Annotated in this window: 20 protein-coding genes; 8 read left to right on the top strand and 12 right to left on the bottom strand. The window is 67.6% G+C overall.

The window, feature by feature from the left end:
• Window positions 1-9 precede the first annotated feature (9 nt).
• The 3 genes from HCU76_RS12495 to HCU76_RS12485 form a co-directional block, all read right to left on the bottom strand.
• A complete protein-coding gene (locus tag HCU76_RS12495; RefSeq protein WP_218509470.1) occupies window positions 10-2,283 on the bottom strand; it encodes a xanthine dehydrogenase family protein molybdopterin-binding subunit in 2,274 nt (757 codons plus the stop codon).
• Between the two features lie 95 nt (window positions 2,284-2,378).
• Window positions 2,379-3,158: a class II glutamine amidotransferase gene (locus tag HCU76_RS12490; RefSeq protein WP_218509469.1), complete on the bottom strand. Its 780-nt coding sequence runs from the start codon at window positions 3,156-3,158 to the stop codon at window positions 2,379-2,381.
• 52 nt (window positions 3,159-3,210) lie between these two features.
• Window positions 3,211-4,689 (bottom strand): DHA2 family efflux MFS transporter permease subunit, encoded by a 1,479-nt coding sequence (locus tag HCU76_RS12485; protein WP_218509468.1) that lies wholly within the window; start codon window positions 4,687-4,689, stop codon window positions 3,211-3,213.
• A 138-nt stretch (window positions 4,690-4,827) separates the two neighbouring features.
• On the opposite strand from HCU76_RS12485, the gene HCU76_RS12480 reads away from it, so the two are divergent.
• A complete protein-coding gene (locus tag HCU76_RS12480) occupies window positions 4,828-6,336 on the top strand; it encodes a putative zinc-binding metallopeptidase (protein WP_256354156.1) in 1,509 nt (502 codons plus the stop codon).
• On the opposite strand, the gene HCU76_RS12475 is transcribed toward HCU76_RS12480, so the two are convergent.
• The 3 genes from HCU76_RS12475 to HCU76_RS12465 all read right to left on the bottom strand — a co-directional run bounded on the left by HCU76_RS12475 (window position 6,281) and on the right by HCU76_RS12465 (window position 8,852).
• Window positions 6,281-7,543, bottom strand: a complete 1,263-nt coding sequence (locus tag HCU76_RS12475) for a 6-phosphofructokinase (protein WP_218509467.1) — start codon at window positions 7,541-7,543, stop codon at window positions 6,281-6,283. The two genes, HCU76_RS12480 and HCU76_RS12475, sit on opposite strands and share 56 nt — an antisense overlap.
• Window positions 7,540-7,791 (bottom strand): cysteine-rich CWC family protein, encoded by a 252-nt coding sequence (locus HCU76_RS12470; protein ID WP_218509466.1) that lies wholly within the window; start codon window positions 7,789-7,791, stop codon window positions 7,540-7,542. The genes HCU76_RS12475 and HCU76_RS12470 overlap by 4 nt, the downstream gene beginning before the upstream one ends.
• Window positions 7,792-7,931: 140 nt before the next feature.
• Entirely contained in the window at window positions 7,932-8,852 is a 921-nt protein-coding gene (locus tag HCU76_RS12465; protein WP_218509465.1) for a LysR family transcriptional regulator, read from the bottom strand.
• 110 nt (window positions 8,853-8,962) lie between these two features.
• Between HCU76_RS12465 and HCU76_RS12460 the strand changes: the two genes are divergently transcribed.
• Window positions 8,963-9,826 (top strand): aldo/keto reductase family oxidoreductase, encoded by an 864-nt coding sequence (locus HCU76_RS12460; protein ID WP_218509464.1) that lies wholly within the window; start codon window positions 8,963-8,965, stop codon window positions 9,824-9,826.
• 37 nt (window positions 9,827-9,863) lie between these two features.
• On the opposite strand, the gene HCU76_RS12455 is transcribed toward HCU76_RS12460, so the two are convergent.
• Both HCU76_RS12455 and HCU76_RS12450 read right to left on the bottom strand, forming a co-directional pair.
• Complete coding sequence (locus HCU76_RS12455) at window positions 9,864-10,667, bottom strand: DUF899 domain-containing protein (RefSeq protein WP_371319807.1); 804 nt, start codon at window positions 10,665-10,667, stop codon at window positions 9,864-9,866.
• Between the two features lie 265 nt (window positions 10,668-10,932).
• Complete coding sequence (locus HCU76_RS12450) at window positions 10,933-11,412, bottom strand: VOC family protein (protein ID WP_218509463.1); 480 nt, start codon at window positions 11,410-11,412, stop codon at window positions 10,933-10,935.
• Between the two features lie 56 nt (window positions 11,413-11,468).
• On the opposite strand from HCU76_RS12450, the gene HCU76_RS12445 reads away from it, so the two are divergent.
• The 3 genes from HCU76_RS12445 to HCU76_RS12435 all read left to right on the top strand — a co-directional run bounded on the left by HCU76_RS12445 (window position 11,469) and on the right by HCU76_RS12435 (window position 12,320).
• Window positions 11,469-11,837 (top strand): hypothetical protein, encoded by a 369-nt coding sequence (locus tag HCU76_RS12445; RefSeq protein ID WP_218509462.1) that lies wholly within the window; start codon window positions 11,469-11,471, stop codon window positions 11,835-11,837.
• 137 nt (window positions 11,838-11,974) lie between these two features.
• Window positions 11,975-12,160: a RhuM family protein gene (gene rhuM / locus HCU76_RS36595; protein WP_371319806.1), complete on the top strand. Its 186-nt coding sequence runs from the start codon at window positions 11,975-11,977 to the stop codon at window positions 12,158-12,160.
• Window positions 12,123-12,320 (top strand): hypothetical protein, encoded by a 198-nt coding sequence (locus HCU76_RS12435; protein WP_218509714.1) that lies wholly within the window; start codon window positions 12,123-12,125, stop codon window positions 12,318-12,320. The genes rhuM and HCU76_RS12435 overlap by 38 nt, the downstream gene beginning before the upstream one ends.
• 164 nt (window positions 12,321-12,484) lie before the next feature.
• Here the strand turns inward: HCU76_RS12435 and HCU76_RS12430 are convergent, their stop codons facing one another.
• Window positions 12,485-13,279: an enoyl-CoA hydratase-related protein gene (locus HCU76_RS12430; protein WP_218509461.1), complete on the bottom strand. Its 795-nt coding sequence runs from the start codon at window positions 13,277-13,279 to the stop codon at window positions 12,485-12,487.
• 3 nt (window positions 13,280-13,282) lie between these two features.
• Window positions 13,283-13,720 carry a hypothetical protein gene (locus tag HCU76_RS37185; protein WP_218509460.1) on the bottom strand — a complete coding sequence of 146 codons (438 nt, stop codon included), beginning with the start codon at window positions 13,718-13,720 and terminating at the stop codon, window positions 13,283-13,285.
• Here HCU76_RS37185 and HCU76_RS12420 point away from each other — a divergent pair.
• Entirely contained in the window at window positions 13,715-14,269 is a 555-nt protein-coding gene (locus tag HCU76_RS12420) for an ankyrin repeat domain-containing protein (RefSeq protein ID WP_218509459.1), read from the top strand. The two genes, HCU76_RS37185 and HCU76_RS12420, sit on opposite strands and share 6 nt — an antisense overlap.
• On the opposite strand, the gene HCU76_RS12415 is transcribed toward HCU76_RS12420, so the two are convergent.
• On the bottom strand, window positions 14,270-14,620 hold the full coding sequence (locus HCU76_RS12415) for a DUF2917 domain-containing protein (protein ID WP_218509458.1): 351 nt from the start codon (window positions 14,618-14,620) through the stop codon (window positions 14,270-14,272).
• Between the two features lie 81 nt (window positions 14,621-14,701).
• Here HCU76_RS12415 and HCU76_RS12410 point away from each other — a divergent pair, with 81 nt between their 5' ends.
• Complete coding sequence (locus tag HCU76_RS12410; RefSeq protein ID WP_218509457.1) at window positions 14,702-15,631, top strand: LysR substrate-binding domain-containing protein; 930 nt, start codon at window positions 14,702-14,704, stop codon at window positions 15,629-15,631.
• Window positions 15,632-15,676: 45 nt separating this feature from the next.
• On the opposite strand, the gene HCU76_RS12405 is transcribed toward HCU76_RS12410, so the two are convergent.
• Window positions 15,677-19,270 carry a patatin-like phospholipase family protein gene (locus tag HCU76_RS12405; protein ID WP_218509456.1) on the bottom strand — a complete coding sequence of 1,198 codons (3,594 nt, stop codon included), beginning with the start codon at window positions 19,268-19,270 and terminating at the stop codon, window positions 15,677-15,679.
• A gap of 181 nt (window positions 19,271-19,451) precedes the next feature.
• Between HCU76_RS12405 and HCU76_RS12400 the strand changes: the two genes are divergently transcribed.
• On the top strand, window positions 19,452-19,589 hold the full coding sequence (locus tag HCU76_RS12400) for a hypothetical protein (RefSeq protein ID WP_218509455.1): 138 nt from the start codon (window positions 19,452-19,454) through the stop codon (window positions 19,587-19,589).

The following is a 19,589-nucleotide window of genomic DNA, read 5'->3' as shown; positions in this document are numbered from 1 at the left end:
GCGGGTTCTTCAGGCGAGTTTGAGCGGCAGCGTACGGATGCGCTGCCCGGTGAGTGTGAAAAGCGCATTGGCCACGGCCGGCGCGATCGGCGGCGTGCCTGGCTCGCCGATGCCCTCGGGATGCCGGGTGCTCGGCAGGATGTCGGTTTCGATCACGGGTGCGTCCTGCATCCGCATGACCGGGTAGTCGTGGAAATTGCTCTGGACAACGCGGCCCTTCTCGAACGTGATCTCGCCCTGCAGCGCCGCCGAGAGGCCGAACACGATGCTGCTCTCCATCTGCTGCCGGATCAGGTTCGGATTGACGGGAAAGCCGCAGTCGATCACGCACACCACGCGGTGCACCCGGATCGCCTTGTCGGGCCCGACCGAGACCTCGGCGACCTGCGCCACGATGCTGCCGAAGCTTCGATGCAGGGCCAGGCCGCGCGCCTTCCGCGCGCCGTCGGCTGCGGGGGCGAGCGGCTGGCCCCAGCCGGCCTGGTCGGCCGCACGCTGCAAGACCCGCTTGTGGCCCGGCTGTTGCGCGAGCAGGTCGAGGCGGAAGGCGAGCGGGTCCTTGCCTGCAGCAGCAGCGGCTTCGTCGATGAAGCTCTCCTTGAAGAAGGCCTGGTGCGAATGCCCTACCGAACGCCAGAAGCCCACGGGCACCGGGCTTCGCACGAGTTGATGCGCGACACGCACGTTCGGAAAGCCGTAGGCGGTGTCGAAGCTGCCCTCGGCCAGGGTCTTGTCCGGCCCCATGCCGGGCATGCCGAACACCCGCTCCGTGACCTGGTGCATGACCGATTGGCCGGCCGAGCGCGCATGCCATGCCTGCAGCCGGTCCTGCGCGTCGAACCCGGCCTCGAAGCGGGCCACGCAGGCCGGGCGGTAGAAGTCATGGCGCATGTCTTCCTCGCGCAGCCAGAAGGTCTGCACCGGCGCGCCGTCGCCTTCTCGTGCAATGGCCGCGGCCAGCGCGACGAAGTCCGATTCGGTGCGGCGCCCGAAGCCGCCGCCCAGGTAGGTCTCGTGGACCTGCACCTTGTCGGTGTCGATGCCGAGCGCGCGCGCCGCGGCCATGCGCGCCAGGCCGGGCGCCTGCGTCGGCGCCCAGACCGTGGCCGCGCCGTCCTTGAACTGCACCGTGCAGTTCATGGGTTCCATCGTTGCGTGGGCGAGGTAGGGCGCGCGGTACTCGGCGCTGATGCGCTTGCTGGCCGCTGCGAGCGCCGCCACGGCATCGCCACGCTCTTCGTAGGCGCTGCCTTGTTCACTGTCCAGAGTCTGGGCCAGGCGGTCGATGTCGACGCTGCTGGAAAGCCCCGCAAGGTTGCCTTCGTCCCATTCGATCTGCAGCGCGCGCAGCGCCTTGATGGCGTGCCAGGGGGTGTCCGCGATCACCGCCACCGCGGCCGGCGCGCCCATGACGCCGCCGCCCACCGACACCACCTTGCGCACGCCGGGCAATGCATTCGCAGCCGCCGCATCGAAACGCGCCAGCGTACCGCCGATGACCGGGCACAACGCCACGGTCGCGTGGAGCATGCCGGGCAGCTTCACATCGAGGCCGAAAACCGCGCTGCCGTCGCGCTTGGCCGCGCTCTCGAAGCGATGCAGCGGTTGCCCGACCAGCTTGAAGTGCGCCGGATCCTTCAGCGCGACCTGGTCGGGCAGCGGCATCTTCGCGGCCTGCGCGGCCAGTTCGCCGAAGGAGGCGCTCTTGCCGGACGCGTGGAGAATGCGGCCGGCCTCGGCACGGCATTCGGCGGCGGGCAGTTTCCAGGTGTCGGCCGCGGCGGCGATCAGCAGCGCTCGCGCCGACGCGCCGGCCTCGCGCATCGGCAGCCACTGGTCCTTCATGCTGGACGAGCCGCCGGTGATGGCCCCGCCGGGCAACTTGCGCATCAGCTTCCCGACGATCCGCTCGGCGGCATGTCGGGTGCGGCTGTCGTCGTCCGGATGAAAGGGCAACCCGTCGACCACGCTCGTCGTGTTGTTGTAGATCTTGTCGGTTGTCGCTGCGCCGAGGCGGATCTGCGACCAGTCGGCATCGATCTCCTCGGCCAGCAGCATGGCCAGGCCGGTGTGGATGCCCTGGCCCATCTCGGCCTGCGTCATCGTCACGGTGACCGTGTTGTCGGCACCGATGCGAACCCAGCCATTGAGGGCAACCTGGCCCTCGGCCACCGGCAGCGGGGTGGCGGGCATCAATCGCTGGTCGGGCGGGAGGACCGCCCAGCCCACCGCGAGTGCGCCGGCCGCGGCAGCGCCGCCCAGCAGGAAATACCGTCTCCTCATGTTCGCTCTCCCTGAAGGCGCCGACCGTAACATGAAGCCGACCATGCCGTTGGCGTCGGCGCCGACCGCGATTCTGCTCGAACGGCGAGGCCGACTCAGTGGCCGCGAGCGGAATCCAGCGCGCGACCGTCGACAAATACCTTGAGTTCGCCGCTGGCGAAGGGCGTCCAGGTCTCGTTGGTGGTCAGGGGCGTGGTCACCACCATGGCGACCCGGTCGGTGGGCGTGGTGTGCCGCGCGAAGTCGATCGACATGTCCTCGTCGGCCAGGTGCGCCTGGTTGAAGGGATGCTTGCGCTCGATGTAGCAGAGGTTGGTCGAGGCGTGCGCCCACAGCGCCTGGCCGTTGGACAGCATGAAATTGAAGGTGCCGTGCCTGGCGATCTGCGGGGCCAGTTCGCGCAGCGTGAGCGTCAGCTCCTCGATGCTCGGAACGCCCGCATGCGACTTGGCCAGCTCCTGCATGATCCAGCAGAAGGCATGCTCGCTGTCGGTCGTGCCGACCGGGTGGAAGCTGCCGTGCAGGCGCGGCCGGAAGTCCTTCAGGTCGCCGTTGTGCGCGAACACCCAGTAGCGGCCCCACAGCTCACGCACGAAGGGATGGCAGTTCTGCAGATTGACCTGGCCCTGCGTCGCCTTGCGGATGTGGGAGACGACGTGCTGACTCTTGATCGGGTAGCGCCGGATCAACTCGGCCACCGGCGAGTCGCAGGCCGGCTGATGGTCCACGAAGTGGCGCAGGCCGCGGTCCTCGAAGAAGGCGATGCCCCAGCCGTCGGCATGGTGGTCGGTGCGGCCGCCGCGCTGGGCGAAGCCGGCAAAGCTGAAGGTCACGTCCGTGGGCGTGTTGCAGTTCATCCCTAGTAATTGGCACATGACAGTTGCTCAACAGCGCCGCAGGCGCTTCGGGGGTGGGTTCATTTCAGGATTAGAGCGCCTTTTTCTCGCGCAATTGCGAGGCGGCGCAAACGGCGACCACACAGAGCCCGGCGAGCATCATGAATGCTTCGTTGAAGGCCGCGAGGCGGGCGTCGCTCGTCAGGCTGCTGGCCAGCGAATCGCCATGCGCGGCCAGCCGCCATTCGAGCACGATCGCGCAGACGCTGACCCCGGTCGCCCCGCCCAGCATGCGCACGAAGCTGATCGCGCTGGCGCCCTGCGGAATCAGCGGCCTGGCCAGCGGCCGCATCGACCCCAGGTTGAGCGACGGCAGGATGAAGCCGAGTCCGATGCGGCCGATGACGACGAACAGCACCAGCGGCCAGATAGGGCTGCGCAGGTGCAGCAACAGCATCAGCGAGAACGACACCGCCAGCAGCACCAGCCCGATGCTGACCAGCACCCACGTGGGCTGCCGGTCGGCAAGACGGCCGACCCCCGCGATGGTGAAGGCCAGCACGATCCCCGCCGGCAGCATGATGGTGCCCACGTGCGAGGCCGACAGGTGCAGCGCCACCTGCATGTACACCGGCAGCAGGTAGGTCGAGCCGAACAGCGCGGTGCCGTAGATGAAGGCGACCACGCTGCCCATCGCGAACTGCCGGTAGCCGAACAGCGCCATGTTCATGAGGGGAGCGCGGCCCGTGGCTTCCATGCGCTTTTGCCACCACACGAACACGATGAGCGACGCGACCGCGCCCGCGAGCAGCAGCGCGGCTTGCAACGGCGCGTCGCCGCGCAACTCGACCAGGCCATTCAGCAGGCACAGGGTGCCGACGGTGCCGAGCAGCAGCCCGCGCCAGTCGAGCCCGCCTTGCCGTGAAGCCGCCACGCCGCCGGGCGCGGTGGTCGGCACGAACTTGTAGGCCAGCCACAGCGATGCCAGGCAAAACGGCACGACCATGAAGAAGATCGAGCGCCAGCCGAACAGGTCGACCAGCACGCCGCCGATGCTCGGCCCGATGGCGGGCGCCAGCACCACGCCCATGCCGAAGACGCCGCTGGCGCGGCCCTGCTCGTGCGGCTCGAAGACGCGCAGGATGATGATGGCCGGGATCGGCTGCACCACCCCGGCCGCGAGCCCTTCGGCCACGCGCGCCACCAGCACCAGCGAGAACACATTGGACAGCCCCCCGGCGACGCCACCCGCCAGCAGCAGCAGCATGGTGCCGACATAGGTGCGCCGGTAGCCGTAGCGCGCCAGCAGCCAGGGCGTGGTGAGCATCGACACGGTCATCGCGACCATGAAGCCGGAACTCACCCATTGCGCGCGTTCCTGGCCCAGCGCGAAGTGGCGGCTCATGTCGGGAATCGCCACGTTGACGATGGTCGAGGACATGATCGAGGCCATCGTGCCGACCATCACCGACAGCAGCAGCAGCCAGCGGTAGCGGTCCCCGTAGCGCTCGCGCAGCTTGTTTATCGAGGGTGGTGAAGCGGCGGCTGCGGGTGGGGAAGTTTCGGTCATTGAGCGCAGGAGCGGCAGTTAGGGGCAAGCCGTCCTACAAGGATATCGGTGTTTGCAGCGTTTGGGGTGCGGCGGGTTGCTCGCAGAATCGACACGCTGTCGCCGAGCAGCATCCGTTCCAGAGAACAACACAACATCATGGACACCCAAGCGCAACCCGCCACCCAGGTCGACCCGGCCGCCCATTCGCTGGCGTCGGAGTTGAGCGCGCCCACCGTCACGCGCGCGTACCAATGCCAGTGCGGCCGCCCCATCTTCCTGGGCAACAGCGAATGCCTGGCTTGCCACACGCCGCTGGGCTTCGTCATCGAAAGCCTGGGTGTGGTGCCCCTTGCGCCCGTGCAGGCGCCGGCGTCTCAGGGTGTCGGCAACGGCAATGACAATGGCAACGATGCCAACGGCGCCGAGCTTGCAGAGCCCACCGACCTCACAGATCCCGCGCTCGACACCTACACCGTCTTCGGCGACGGCAACGGCAGGCAATACCACCGCTGCGCCAACTTCACGACTGCCGCGGGCTGCAACTGGATGGTGCCCCTGCTGCGCGAAGGGGACGAGCCCGACACCCTGGGCCTGGCGCCCGGCTACTGCCTGTGCTGCAGCGCCACGCGCACCATTCCGGACCTCTCGGTGCCGGCCAATGGCGAGCTGTGGCGCAAGCTGGAGCAGGGCAAGCGCCGCCTGATGTCGCAACTGTTGGCACTCGGCTTGCCTGTGGTCACGCGGCATGCGGATGCAGTGCACGGCCTGGCCTTCGACTTCCTCGGCAACGTGCCCGGCGGCCCGCATGTGCTCACCGGCCACGACACCGGCGTGATCACGCTCAACGCCGAAGAGGCCGAGGACGCCGTGCGCGAACGCATCCGTGCCGAGATGCGCGAGCCCTATCGCACGCTGGTTGGCCACTTCCGCCACGAGATCGGTCACTACTACTGGGACCTGCTGGTGTTCCCGACGCCCTGGATCGACGACTTCCGCGCGCTCTTCGGCGACGAGCGCCTGGACTATGCGAGCGCACTGCGCACCCATTACGAGATGGGCCCGCCCTCCGACTGGGCAGTGCGCTACGTCACCAGCTATGCCAGCTCGCATCCGTGGGAAGACTGGGCCGAGACCTGGGCCCACTACCTGCACATGGCGGACACCGCCGACACGGCCTTGAGCTTCGGCGTCGACGCCACGCGCGCCGAGCTGGCCAGCGACCTGTTCGAGCCCGCCGACCTGTGGCAGCCGGACCATCCGGATGCGATGAAGTTCCTCGACTTCCTCAACGGCTGGGTGCGCCTGACCAACGTTCTGAACGAGTTGTCGCGCAGCATGGGCCAGCCGGACTACTACCCCTTCGTGCTGCCGCGTGCCGCGGTCGGCAAGCTGCAGTTCGTGCACCAGGTGGTCACGCAGCATCGGCAGCGTCACGAGGCGTCGCCGGAGTCCGAACCCGCGATGGCCACCGAGGCGACCCAACCGGCGCAGGCCTCGATGCAGCAGCAGGAGCAGCAGCAACCGGCAACGCCCGCGCGGGCGCGCGAACTGTCTCCGATGGAGGCGGCGTTCCAGGTGCAGCGCGTGACGCGCAGCGTGGCCAACCGCTTCAGGCCGACGCGAAAGCCGGCAGCTTCCTTGCCACCGTTTGGTTTTTCAACGTGACGTACACCGGCAGGCCGTTGCGGTAGGCCGGGTAGTCCTCGCCCTCGATCAGCGGCGCGAGATAGCGGCGGCACTTGTCGGTGATGCCGAAGCCGTCTTCCGAGATGAAGTCGCGCGGCATCATTTTCTCGACGTTGGCCACGGTGTCGAGCGTGGCGACGCCGATGCGGTATTCGTAGGGCACGTCGCTGATGCGCTCGATCGTCGGCATCACCGAGTTGCGGCCTTCGAGCGCGAGTTCCACGGCGCGTGCGCCGAGTTCATAGGCCTGCTTCACGTCGGTGGCCGAGGCCACGTGGCGCGCGGCGCGCTGCAGGTAGTCAGCCACGGCCCAATGGAACTTGTGGCCCAGCGCGGTCTTGATCATGTTGGCCACAACAGGCGCAGCGCCGCCGAGCTGCGCATGGCCGAAGGCGTCGCGCGTGCCCTGCTCGGCGAGGAAGGTGCCATCGGGGTGGTGGCAGCCCTCCGACACCACCACGCTGCAATAGCCGTGCTGCTGCACCATCGCATCGACGCGCGCGAGGAACCTGGCCTGGTCGAACTCGATCTCGGGGAACAGGATCACGACCGGGATGCCATGGTCTTCCACCAGTCCGCCGGCCGCCGCGATCCAGCCCGCATGGCGGCCCATCACCTCGATCACAAACACCTTGGTCGAGGTGGCGGCCATCGAACGTACGTCGAGCGAGGCTTCGAGCGTGGAGAGCGCCACGTACTTCGCGACCGAGCCGAAGCCGGGGCAGCAGTCGGTGATGGGCAGGTCGTTGTCGATGGTCTTCGGCACATGGATCGCCTGCAGCGGATAGCCCATCGATTGCGAGAGCTGGCTGACCTTGAAGCAGGTGTCGGCCGAATCGCCGCCGCCGTTGTAGAAGAAGTAGCCGATGCCGTGCGCCTTGAAGACTTCGATGAGGCGCTCGTATTCACGCCGGTTCTTCTCGAGCGACTTGAGCTTGTAGCGGCAGGAACCGAACGCGCCCGAGGGCGTCGAGCGCAACGCGGCGATGGCCTCGGCCGATTCGAGCGAGGTGTCGATCAGGTCCTCGGCCAGCGCGCCGAGGATGCCGTTGCGCCCGGCATAGACGGTGCCGATGCGATCGGCGTGCCGGCGCGCGGTCTCGATGACGCCGCAGGCCGAGGCGTTGATGACGGCGGTGACGCCGCCGGACTGGGCGTAGAAGGCGTTGGTGCGGGGTTGGCTCATGGGGTCCCTGTCGTGGTCTCGGTGGGTGATGAGGCGGCCGCGGCCTTGGCGGCGCAAGCGGCACAGATGCAGGCGGTGCCGCGCGCCTGGGGCGGCACGCTCTGGATCAGCGCGGCTGTGAAGGTCGCCGACATGCACCAGCACGGCGGCTGCGCAACGCCCGTCTCGCGCGCCACTTCCATCGCGCAGGCGTTGGCCGCCCCGCAAAGGGGGCAGTGCGATGGGTCGACGGGAGCGGGGGCGGTCATGGCTGCATTCTGCGGCAGTCGCTGGTTGCAGCCAATCGGGGGCGCGCAAGCCGGCACTGTCCGCGATGTCGCCCTTGATGCGCCCGCGCCGCGCCCCAGGATACGGACGACAGCGCGGCTCGCAGGCTCATGGAAAAGGGTTAGCCAGGCTCGCCTCGATCCCAGGGCTGCATGGACTTCACGAAGTCGACGAAGGCGCGCAGCGGCGCCGGCAGCTGCTGGCGGCCGGCGTAGTAAAGGAAGGGCCCGGAGAAGCGGGGCCACCAGGGTTCGAGCACCGGCTCCAGTTCGCCGCGCTCGATGTGGGGACGCAGCCAGTCCTCGAAGAGATACACCACGCCGCTGCCGGCGATGGCCGCGTCCACCGCCAGTTCGGTCGTGGCGCCGATGCCGACGATCAACGGCCCCTTCGGCTCGACCTTGACCTTCTTGCCGCCGCGCTCGAAATCCCAGGCGGGCATCGCGCCGCTTGCGAAGCGTCCGCGCAGGCAGGCGTGCGTGAGCAGCTCGCGCGGATGCGCTGGCCGTCCGTAGCGCGCGAGGTAGGCCGGCGAGGCCGCGGCCGCAAAGCGCTGCACGCGCGGGCCGATCGGCACCGCGACCATGTCCTGCTCCAGCCGTTCCTCGTAGCGGATGCCGGCGTCGAAGCCACCGGCCAGCACATCGACAAAGCGGTCCTCCGCATCCACCTCCAGCACGATGTCCGGGTACATGGCCAGGAAGGGCGACACCACGCGCGGCAACACGAGTCGCGCGGCACTGACCGGCACGTTGAGCCGCAGGCGGCCCGCCGGCCGGTCGCGAAAGCCGTTGACCACATCCAGCGCTGCACGCACTTCACCGAGCGCCGGTTCGAGCCGCTCGATCAGACGCGCCCCGGCATCGGTCGGCGTCACACTGCGCGTGGTGCGGTGGAGCAGGCGAACGCCGAGGCGGGCCTCGAGCCGCCGCACTGCATCGCTCAGGCGCGATGCGCTCGTGTTCCCCGCACGCGCGGCGCCGCGAAAGCCGCCTTCGCGCGTGACCGAGAGGAAGGCGGTGAGGTCTGCGAATTCGTCCATGCGCTGCTGTCCGGATTTCCGCACGGCCTGTGCAGATTGCGACGGATTGTCGCGCAGTGACCTGGCGCATAGATTGGAGGCATCGCAATCATCTCGAAGAAGAAAGCCCCATGACAGACAGCACCCTCCTCTCGGACACCTATCGCCTTGGCCATCGCACCGTGGGCCGCATCGGCTATGGCGCGATGCAGCTTGCGGGCCCTGGCGTCTTCGGGCCACCCAGGGATCGCGGGGCCGCGCTCGCCGTCCTGCGCGAAGCGGTCGAACTCGGCGTCAACCACCTGGATACCAGCGACTTCTACGGCCCGCACGTGACCAACCAGCTCATCCGCGAGGCGCTGCGCCCGTATCGCGACGACCTGGTCATCGTCACCAAGATCGGCGCCGTACGCGGCAGCGATGGGTCGTGGAATCCGGCGTTCTCCGCCGCCGAACTGGAGCGCGCGGTGCATGACAACCTGCGCAACCTCGGCCTGGACGTGCTGGAGGTCGTGAACCTGCGCGCGATGTTCGATGTGCACGGCCCGGCCGAAGGGTCCATCGAGGCGCCGCTGAGCGCGCTGGCGGAACTGCGGGAGCGTGGCCTGGTCCAGCACATCGGCTTGAGCAATGTCACCCCCGCACAGATCGCCCAGGGCCGCGCGATCGTGCCCATCGCCTGTGTGCAGAACCAGTACAACCTCGCGCACCGCGCCGACGATGCGCTGATCGACGCGCTGGCCGCCGACGGCATCGCCTACGTGCCCTTCTTCCCGCTGGGCGGCTTCACGCCGCTGCAGTCCGGCGTGTTGAATGGCGTGGCGGCACGACGGGGCGCGACGCCGATGCAGGTTGCGCTGGCCTGGCTGCTGCACCGTTCGCCGAACGTGCTGCTCATTCCGGGGACGTCATCCTTGGCGCATTTGCGGGAGAACATCGCCGGCTCGGGCATCGGCTTGGGCGCGGAAGACCTGGCGGCGCTGGACAATATCTGAGCGCGCCTGATTCGCCGCCCAACGCCGCCTGCAGTTTTCAGGTCTTCCTCGCGGTCTCCAGCGCCCGGAACGCCGCCTCGCCCGCATCCGTGACTTCGACCCACTTCCTGTCGGGCGCGGCTTTCTCCGCCTCGTAGTTGTCGTGCCAGTTCCACCACTTGTAGGTCGGCGTCTGCGGATAGCCTTCGGGCGAGTCCTCCCACAGCTCCTGCCGGCCGAGCGGCGTGATGTCGAGGTAGTTCCAGGTGCCGCCCATCTGCTCGTCGCCGCGGTTGTTGAGGAAGTAGGTGCGGTAGATGCGATCGCCATCGCGGAAGAACACGTTGGTGCCGTGCCACTCGTCCACGCCGAAGTCGGCATCGAAGCTGTCGGTGACGGTGAACCACGGGATCGCCTCCCAGCCCATGCGCGCCTTCAACCGAGCGATGTCCGCCTGCGGGGCACGCGAGATGAAGACCAGGGTGGTGTCGCGCGCGTTCAGGTGCGCGACGTGGGCGACCTGGTCGGCCACCATCGAGCAGCCCCGGCAAGCGTGGTCGGGCCAGCCGAACACGCCCGGCTCGAAGAAGGCGCGGTAGACGATCAACTGGCGCCGGCCGTCGAACAGGTCGGGCAGGCTGGCTGTGCCGGCCGGCCCTTCGAATGTGTAGGCCTTCTCCACGGCCATCCACGGCATGCGCCTGCGTTCGGCGGCCAAGGCATCGCGGGCGCGAGTGTTGGCTTTTTCCTTCACGAGCAACTGTTGGCGGGCCGCCTCCCATGCCTGCGGGGACACGACCAAGGGGATGTGCATGGCGAGGTTTGCGGTGGTCGTCGATTCGGGCTGGGTGGATGTCGTCATGGCTGGACTCTCCTGGTTGGGCGAACGGCGCGACGCGAGCCTGTGCGCTGCGCATCGTTCGCGGTTGACTCGTGAGCCCCACAGGCCGGGCCGCGCCCGCCCCCGTGGGGATCCCATCGAAACGGCAAAGCCACATCGACTTGCGAGGCAGTCTGGCACCGCGAGGGCGAGGAGCGGGAGTAACAAGTCTGGCGGGATTCCGCGTGCCTGGTCGGCACGCTGCTGCGCACCTTGCTCGCACCGCGGGGATGCCTCAACCTCGGCCTCAACCTCGCCGCGCAGCCTCGATCGCATCGACGTCGATCTTTCGCATGGTCATCATTGCCTCGAACGCACGCTTGGCCGCTGCGCGATCAGGGCCTGCCACCGCCTCGGTGAGGACGCGCGGGGTGATCTGCCATGACACGCCCCACCGGTCCTGGCACCAGCCGCATTCGCTCTCCTGGCCGCCATTGCCGACGATCGCGTTCCACAAGCGGTCGGTCTCGGCCTGGTCGTCGGTCGCGATCTGGAACGAGAAGGCCTGGGTCTGCTTGAAATGCGGTCCGCCATTCAGCCCGATGCAGGGGATGCCGGCAACGGTGAATTCGACCGTGAGGACATCGCCCTCCTTGCCGCTGGGATAGTCCCCCGGCGCGCGCATGATGGGGCCGACGGAGCTGTCGGGGAATGTCCTGGCGTAGAAGTTCGCGGCGTCGACGGCTTCGCTGTCGTACCAGACGCAGACGGTGTTCTTGGGGATCATCGGTGTCTCCTGAAAAGGGGCGAGCATCCGGCATCTGGCAGGCCACCGCAACTCCAATGCTGCTGTTCTCTCTGTGCGATCTGCATTGGCGGCGCATCAGGCGCCTGTACAGGCATGCTCAAGCACGCATCGCCGAGTTTCCCGGGATGGCCGCCACTGCGTCCGATCGGGCCTGCAGCAAAATGACTCGCTACACCTCCGTCCGCCGCGTCGTTCATCGAAGCCCAATGAAATCTTCCGAATCCATCAGGCAGCAAGGCGATGTCAACTGGAACATCGCCAACCTTTTGCGTGGTCCGTACGAGATTCCGTTCGTCCGCCATTTCTACGAATACGAGCCGCCACACCCGCTGGAAGCCATCGAGGCCGACATTACTGCGCTGGAACAGCAAACCACGGCGATGCTGAAGGAGGTCACGGCGTGAGTGGAGACCTGATCCTCTATCAAAGCGACGACGGCCAGGCCCGCGTGCAATTGCGCGCGGAGGGCGGCAGCGTCTGACTGGCTCAGCTCGAAATTGCCGAGCTTTTTGCCACCAGCAAGCAGAACGTGAGCCTGCACGTGCGCAACATCCTCCAGGAGGACGAACTGTCAGCGGGTTCAGTTGTCAAGGAATCCTTGACAACTGCCGCCGACGGCAAGAGCTACCGAATCAAGCTCTACCGGCTCGAGATGATCCTGGCCGTAGGCTACCGCGTGAAAGGCGCGCGTGGCACCCAGTTCCGCCGGTGGGCCAGAATTCAATGATCGCGTCAGCGCGGAGCAGATGAAGGGCATTGCGCAGGAGCGGTATGACGAGTTCGACGCACGACGTCGACGAGCGGAAGCCGTGGCTTCGGATGACGTGGACCTTGCGACACTGGATGCGATCCAAAAAAAGGTCTCGCGCACCGAGGGTGAAAAGTGACTACCTGCCGTATCCAACAAGTAGTGCGTGCGCTCCAGACTGGCTTGGTTCAATACCGTCTCATTCGTCCTCTCGAAGACTGCGCTTTGTAGCCCCCGAATCGCTGTCATATGGACCGCGATCGTTAAGTGCCTCTGTAGATGTGCTGCACGCGCGCCCCGGTCTCACCGTCCCTCGAACACCGCCGCCCGCTTCTGCAAGAACGCATTGACCCCTTCGCGGAAGCTCGGCTTCATCAGCAACTCCCGCTGCCGCTCGCTCTCGTAGTGCAGTTGCTCCTCCAGCGTGTGCCGTTCGCTCGCCGCAAAGGCCTTGCGCGCTTCGAGGATCGCGTGTGCGGGCAATTGCGCAAGGCGCCGCGCCGTCTTCTGCGCTTCGAGCAGCAGCAGGTCGTCATCGACGCAGGCCCAGATCAGCCCCCATTGCGCGGCCTTCTCGGCGCTCAGGCGCTCGTCGAGCAGCGCCATGCCAAGTGCGCGGGCCGGGCCGACGAGGCGAGGCAGGAACCAGGTGCAGCCGAGGTCCGGCACGATGCCGAGCTTGGGCAGGAACGAAAGATAGAAATACGCGCTGCGTGCCGCCAGCACCACGTCGCCTGCCAATGCCAGGCCGACACCCGCGCCGGCCGCCGGGCCGTTCACCGCGCAGACCACCGGCACCTCCAATTGGCGCAGCCCGGCGATGATCTTGTTGCTCAGCGACTGCATCCACTCCGCGGTCTGGTCGCCGAGCGTCTTGCCTTCCTCCGGCGGGTTCATCGCGCTCAGGTCGGCGCCGACGCAGAAGGCCTTGCCGGCGCCGGTCAGCACCACGGCTCGCACGCCCTTGTCCGCGTTCACGTGGGCCAACGCATCGCGCAATTCATGCTGCAAGTCGCGCGCGATCGGATTGAGCTTGGAGGGCAGGTTCAGCGTGATCGTCGCAACGCTGTTCTCGACTTCATACAAAACGAATGACATGGTTCAGGGTCTTTCCAAAAGGGTCACGTTGGCCATGCTGCCACCTTGGCGCATGGTCTGCAGGGCTTGGGGCCTGGCGCGCCGGCCGAGGGCGTTGACGAGAGTCGTCATGCGCTTCATGCCGGAGGCGCCTGGCGGATGGCCGGGCGCGATGGCGCCGCCTTTGATCTTGGGCGGCGCAGGCGCGAGGTCAACTCGGTATGAACCCGCGTCGCACGGGTGACATGGCGCGGGGCAAGCCCATCGGCAGAGGCGTGCGATATCTGTGGATTCCGTGCGGCGCAAGCCGATGCCGATGCCGCCCGTGTCCGGCGACTGAGGCGGCGCTGGTAACCTGCTTGCGGCGCCTGCTGGCGCCACCTGCGATGCAGGCGGGCATGCCGGGCAGGCGGCCACTGCAGAAAAAGAAACAGTCAGGGAGACCACCACACGCACATGCATTCATGCAAGGCGACTGCCGTCGTGCTGGCCGCGGGCTTGCTCATCGGCGCAGCCGGAGCCGCCGGCGCGGCAGAGCCCGTTGCCTCGGCCACCGCATCCACCGCCTCCGCCGCCCCCGCCATGCCAGCGTGCGCGGGCATCGCCAGCCAAGCCAACGAGGCCAGCGAAGCCACCGGCGACACGCCGCTGTCGCGCGCCGTGGCAGCCAGGGACTTCTCGCAAGTGCAGGCCATGATCCGCTGCGGCGCGGACCCGCGATTGAAGAGCGGCGAAGGCTGGTACCCGATCCACACGGCCGTGCAGGCCGGTTCGCCGGTCATCGTGGAACTGCTGGCGCGGCAGGGCGCCAATCCCAACGCACGCGGCGACTACCTCGGCTGGACGCCGCTGCATGTCGCGGTGCAGGGCAAGTCCAATGCCGCGGTCGTGAAGGTGCTGTTGGCCAGCGGCGCCGATCCCGCCATTGCGGACACGCGCGGCGAGACACCCTACGACCTGGCCAAGGCCGCGGGCCGGGCCGACATCGCCGCACTGCTCAAGCGCCGCTGATCAAGCCCCTTGCCAGGACCGCGCAGGCAGGAAGTCGCGCAGGTGCAAGGCCGGGGTGCGATGTGGCGCGGCCTGTGTCGCAAGCTTGCGCTCCGTTGCGGGCGCGACCGCGATGCAGGAGGCTTCCAGCGCAGACACCAGCGCACGCCGGTGCAGCGTCGTCGTGAACTGCTCGCCGGGCGTCAGCACGGTGTCCACCGGATCGTCGTCGAGCGTGATCCACACCGAGCCGCTGCGGCAGCTGATGCGCACGTCCGATGCGTCGCCCACGCTGTAGACCGCGTGGGCCGGCAGCCCCATCTGGAAGGCGGACGATACCGTGGCGCTGAGGTTGGCGGAGTGCTTGTTCATGGTGGCCCTTTCACATTCGTGGTGAGAATGAATATAGTGGGCGTGCCTGTCAATTGCACACGATGAATAGGAACTCGTTGCATGCATCCAGAGAATGTGAAACCCGCCAATCGCCAAGACGACCTGCCGCCGCTGGAACTGCTGCGAAGCTTCGAGGCCGCCGCGCGCCGGTTGAGCTTCACCGAGGCCGCAGCAGAGGTCTCGCTGACGCAATCGGCCGTCAGCCGGCAGGTGCAGCAGCTCGAAGGCAGCCTCGGCGTGCTGCTGTTCGAGCGCAGGCATCGCGCGCTGGCGCTGACCGAGGCCGGCGTCGTGCTGCAGCGCGCGGTGGTCGACAGCCTGGAGCGGCTGCGCGACGCCACCGCGCGCGTGCGTTCCGCGCCCGTGGCGCGCGAGGTGGCGATCACCTGCACGCCGGGCTTCGCCTCGCTCTGGCTGATCCCGCGGCTGGCGCATTTCACGGCGGCGCATCCGCAGGTCGACGTGCGCGTGTCGGCCACGCTGGACGTGCTGGACCTGGATCGCAGCCGCCTCGACCTGGCCGTGCGCTTCGTGCCGATTTCGCGCGGCAACGGCGCGGCGCTGTTCGAGGAGTCGGTGATGCCGGTGTGCGCGCCATCCCTGGCGGCCGTGCTGCGCACGCCAGCCGACCTCGACAACCAGACCCTGCTGACCATCGATGCGCCCAACCACCACGAGGCGCCCACGGTCGACTGGGAGCCCTGGCTTCAGGTGATGGGCCTGGCCGGCTTGCGCATGAAGAGCGTGCTGCGCTTCTCGCACTACACCGATGCGGTGGCGGCCGCGGTGGCGGGCCAGGGCGTGGTGATCGGCCGCATGCCCTTGCTGCGCGAACTGCTGCAGGACGGCCGCCTGGTCGCGCCCTTCGGCGAGGGTGCGGCCTCGCGGCGCGGCTACTTCATCGACACGTCGGTGCGCGCCGCGGGCAATCGCGATGCGCAGGACTTCGTGCAGTGGCTGCGGGCGGAGGCGGAGGCCGGGCCGGCCTGATCCTGTTGCGCCATCCGCGCGCCACGCGCATGGCAACGGCGGGCGCTATCTCCATCTGCGCCGAAGCACCGGCACGATCCAGAGCTCCATGACGAACAGGATCACCAATGCCACCGACACCAGCACGAACTTGGCCAGGGTCACCGGCGCAAGGTCGGGTGACAAAGCCGAGGGCGTCGTCTCCTGGGTCCAGCTCATCTGCACGGCGTTCTCCGTCAGGTCGGCGCCGGCACCCAGCAGCACCAGCAGGAACAGCAAGCCCAGCCACAGTCGTGTGCGGCGCGCATGCGCCAGCGCCACCAGGTAGCCGCTGATCAGCGTGGCGGAGTAGATCAGCACGAACACATCGTCGGCAAAGGCGCGGGCGAGGAACCATTTTGGCGATGCCCGGCTGGCGGCAACGAGCTCTTGCAGGGAGGCCTGGCATCCCGCGAGCGTGTGGCACCCGTGGCTGGACATGCCCAGGACGTACGCGTCGAACACGTAGAACAGGATGAACCCCGCGGACATCATGAACAGGAAGCCGACATGCATGTCCGCCAGCACGCCATCCCGTGGCGGGAACGGCTTGCGCGGGCGCCCGAGGAGCGTGGCCAGGAACCCGACGAAGCGGGTTGACCAGGCCGGCCCCTCGCCGAGCTGCTCCGGCGGGGCGGCGGGCAGGCCATCGGTCAGATTCAGGAGCCGTCCGCCGTACTGCGTCAGGCATTCCTCGGCGATGCCGAGGCCCAGGCGCCGGTAGCTCTCGAACTGGCTCTCGTCGAAGAACTGGTCCGCGGTGGTCTGTTGCGGGAAGGGCGGATTCAGGCGCGCGTAGTTGAGGACGTCCACGGGCTCGGTGCGTGCGCGCGTCAGGGTCGGCTTGAGAAGAATCAGCATGCCGTCCTGGTCTCGATCGTCGAGGTCATAGCGGATGACGCCCCGTGCGTAGCCCTGTTGCGCCAGCCCGTTCTCGTTGGCTTGCAGCCATGGCAGTTCGGGCATCTCGATCTCGACGCCGAGGTCGATGCGGCACTTGCGAATGGTCTCCGCCAGGTCGTCCATCTTGCGTTCCGGATCCGCGCCCGCGTCCACCGCGAAGATGGTCCCGCAGCGGCGGCGCACCAGCTCGTAGATGCCGAGGTTGTCGAAGTGCCCGCCGTCCGAGAGGTAGACGAAGTTGCTGCGCTCGTTGCTGTAGCCGAACAGCTCCTGCAGCAGCGGCACCAGGCCGAAGGCGGGGCTCGGCTTGTGCCATTTGTCGCCGGCCGGGTTGGCGCTCCAGCGGCCCAGGCGCACGTTGAACAGCGTCAGCACGAAGGCCCGGACTGGCCGGCTGGCATGGCCCATGTTCGGGCTCAGCGCCGCACCGGAGGTGGCCAGCGCCATGCCGAGGGTGAAGCCCTTTTCCTCGTCGTCCGGATCCTCGTGCTTGCGCACGCCGTAGTCCACCGTGAGCCGGTAGCCGGGGATCTCCCCGCTGGCCCGGTTGTCCATGGCCGTGGAATCGCCTTGCGTGCGTTCCAGCGAGAAGCCGCACAGGACGGGCGTGAAGCTGAACGACGCGGCCTTGCGCTCCTGCCACGCGAGGTTGTTGCCCTGCGTGAGGTTCAGCGTGGCATTGATGATCTGCATCGGGCGCTGGGCGGGCACGGTGGTCGTCATCGGCTCGAACTTGTCCACCGCGCCGCCCAGCGTCGACAGCGGCAGGTCGTCCGCATCGTCCAGTCCGGTGAAGGGCTGCTCGTTGCGCACGCTCTGGTTGCTCGCGCCCAGGTAGCAGCGGATGAGCCGGTTCTTGTACATGTTGTGCAGCGAGAACTTGTTGACGTCCACGCGCCATCCGAACAGCAGGACGAGCAAGACCAGGCACAGCAACGTGGCTGCCGGCACGGTCAGTTCGACATCCACTCCATCGACCATGAATGGCAGCCGCAGCGGGGTCCTCCGGATGTCGTAGAAGGCCGCCAGGTAGGCCTGCGTCGTCACCGCGAGCGAGTGACTCGGTTCGGGCTTCGCGACCACGGTGTAGGCCAGTTGCTGCCCTGCATCCGTGACTTCATAGGCGGCCTTCGCGGCCTCGAACGGCAGCCGGGACACGTCGGGCTGCTGGTCCGACAGCAGCAGGAATCCTTGCGCCACCAGCGCCGAAAGCACCACCAGCAATCCCACGATGAAGATCCCGGCCGCGATGTTGAGGATGCTGTCGACTTTCAGTGCGAACTGCTTCGACTTGGTCTCTGGCTTCTTGAACAGGACGGACGCGAGCAGGCTGCCGATCCAGCCGGTGCCCAGCAGCGCCACCCAGTTGCCGATCTGCGAATGCATCCACACGAGCAGCGGCAATGAGAAGAATGCCAGGCCGATCCATATGGCCCAGGCGGTGCCGAAGGACAGCAGCCACGCATTGAGCCGGCTCCACCATTCCCGGCTGCGCTCGAAGTACGCACGGCCGACCATGCCGGTGAAGACCGTCGTGGCCACGGCGAAGGCGAACACCAGGCTGGGCGGGCCCAGCAGCAGCAAGAGGATCTCGGCCTGGTTCACCGTGTTGTTGGCAAGCAGCGCGCGCCAGCCGAGATAGAGCCCCGCGAGCGCCAGCGCCCCGGCCGCGAAACCCACCACGCCGGCGCCCGACATCACCCAGAATTCAGACCGGCTCAGCTGGACAGTCTTCGGCTTGAGCAGGATTTCCGCCAGCGCCCAGCCCAGGAACATGAGCGCCAGCAGGCTGGCGACGATCGCGCCGGCATTGAGGTTGATCGGCATCGTCTGTTGCGCCGGATCGCCCAGCCAGATCGCGGCGCAACAACAGGTCATCACGCCGGGCAGCACCACCGTCGACACCACGCCCGGCGTGGAGATCACCCAGTTGCGCTTGCGCTTGGACCGCATGCTCTGCTGCCAGAGGTTGTAGCCGATCATGCTGAAGAAGACGATGCCCCACCATGCCGCCGCGAAGCCGAAGTTGACGTAGTTGGCCTCGCCGAAGCGCATCAGCGCCAGCAGCAGGAAGGGCAGGGCCAGCACCGCGCAGAGAAAGCCGACCAGCACCACCGCGTTCAGTGTGACGTTGCGCAACCAGGTCGTGATCAAGGTCAGCGTGTCGTACGACAGGAGGCCCGTGCGCGGCGCGAGGTAGTTGCTGTAGCGGCGCAGCCAGCTCACCTCGCCGGGCTCGGCCGACGTCGGCGATCCCTTGCTGTTGACGCTGCCGAATTCGCCGAGTTGCGCCTGCACCTCGGCCAGGCCGGCGCGATGGATCCAGGCGCTGAGCCAACTGCCGATGTAGCCGCCGCCGGAGACGGTGGAGAGGTAGTCGAAGGCACCGAGCTTTCCGCGGGCGGCCAGCGCCTGCAGCACGCCCAGTCCGAAGGTCGCGCTGCGAATGCCGCCACCCGACAAGGCGAGCCCGACCGTACCCCTTGCCCGAGGCGGTGCATCGTCGCCCGTCGGCAGCGCGTTGCGCATTTGCTCGAAGGCCACCGTGGCGTGCACCGGATGCTCGCGATCGAGCACGCGTCTCTCGATGTCCAGCGCCTCGGCCATCCGCAACGCGCGGCCCTCCCGGTCCGCCCGTGCTGCATCGGCGGTCTCGCGTGGCGCTGCCGCTGCGGCGACTCTTGCCTTGGTGGGCGCGGATTCGGCTTCGGTGGTCATGGGCCAGATTCCTTTGCGACGACTCGATCGACTCTATCGGCGCCGCGCGGAAGAGCCCATCCCCAAATCAGTGGAGGTCCGGCGTCTCAGGTCGATGTGGCTTTGCCATCCAGAAGAAATCATCCGCACTTGCATCGCACTGCCGGTACAGTCGCAAGGCAACTTTGCCGGCGGAGGATTCATGGTCAAGTGGATAAGCGCAATGCTCCTGTGCGTGCTCGCCGGCTGCGGCACCCCACCGCCCGGCGGCTATGGGGTCTGCCAGACCAACCCCGGCTCCTTCGACTGCCAGGTGGAGCGCTACCAGAACGCGTACTGA

The organism is Variovorax sp. dw_308, from assembly GCF_019207085.1.
Classification (GTDB): Bacteria; Pseudomonadota; Gammaproteobacteria; order Burkholderiales; family Burkholderiaceae_C; genus Variovorax.
The sequence above is the reverse complement of the archived record's forward strand: the minus strand, read 5'-3'. Positions and strand labels throughout refer to the sequence as shown.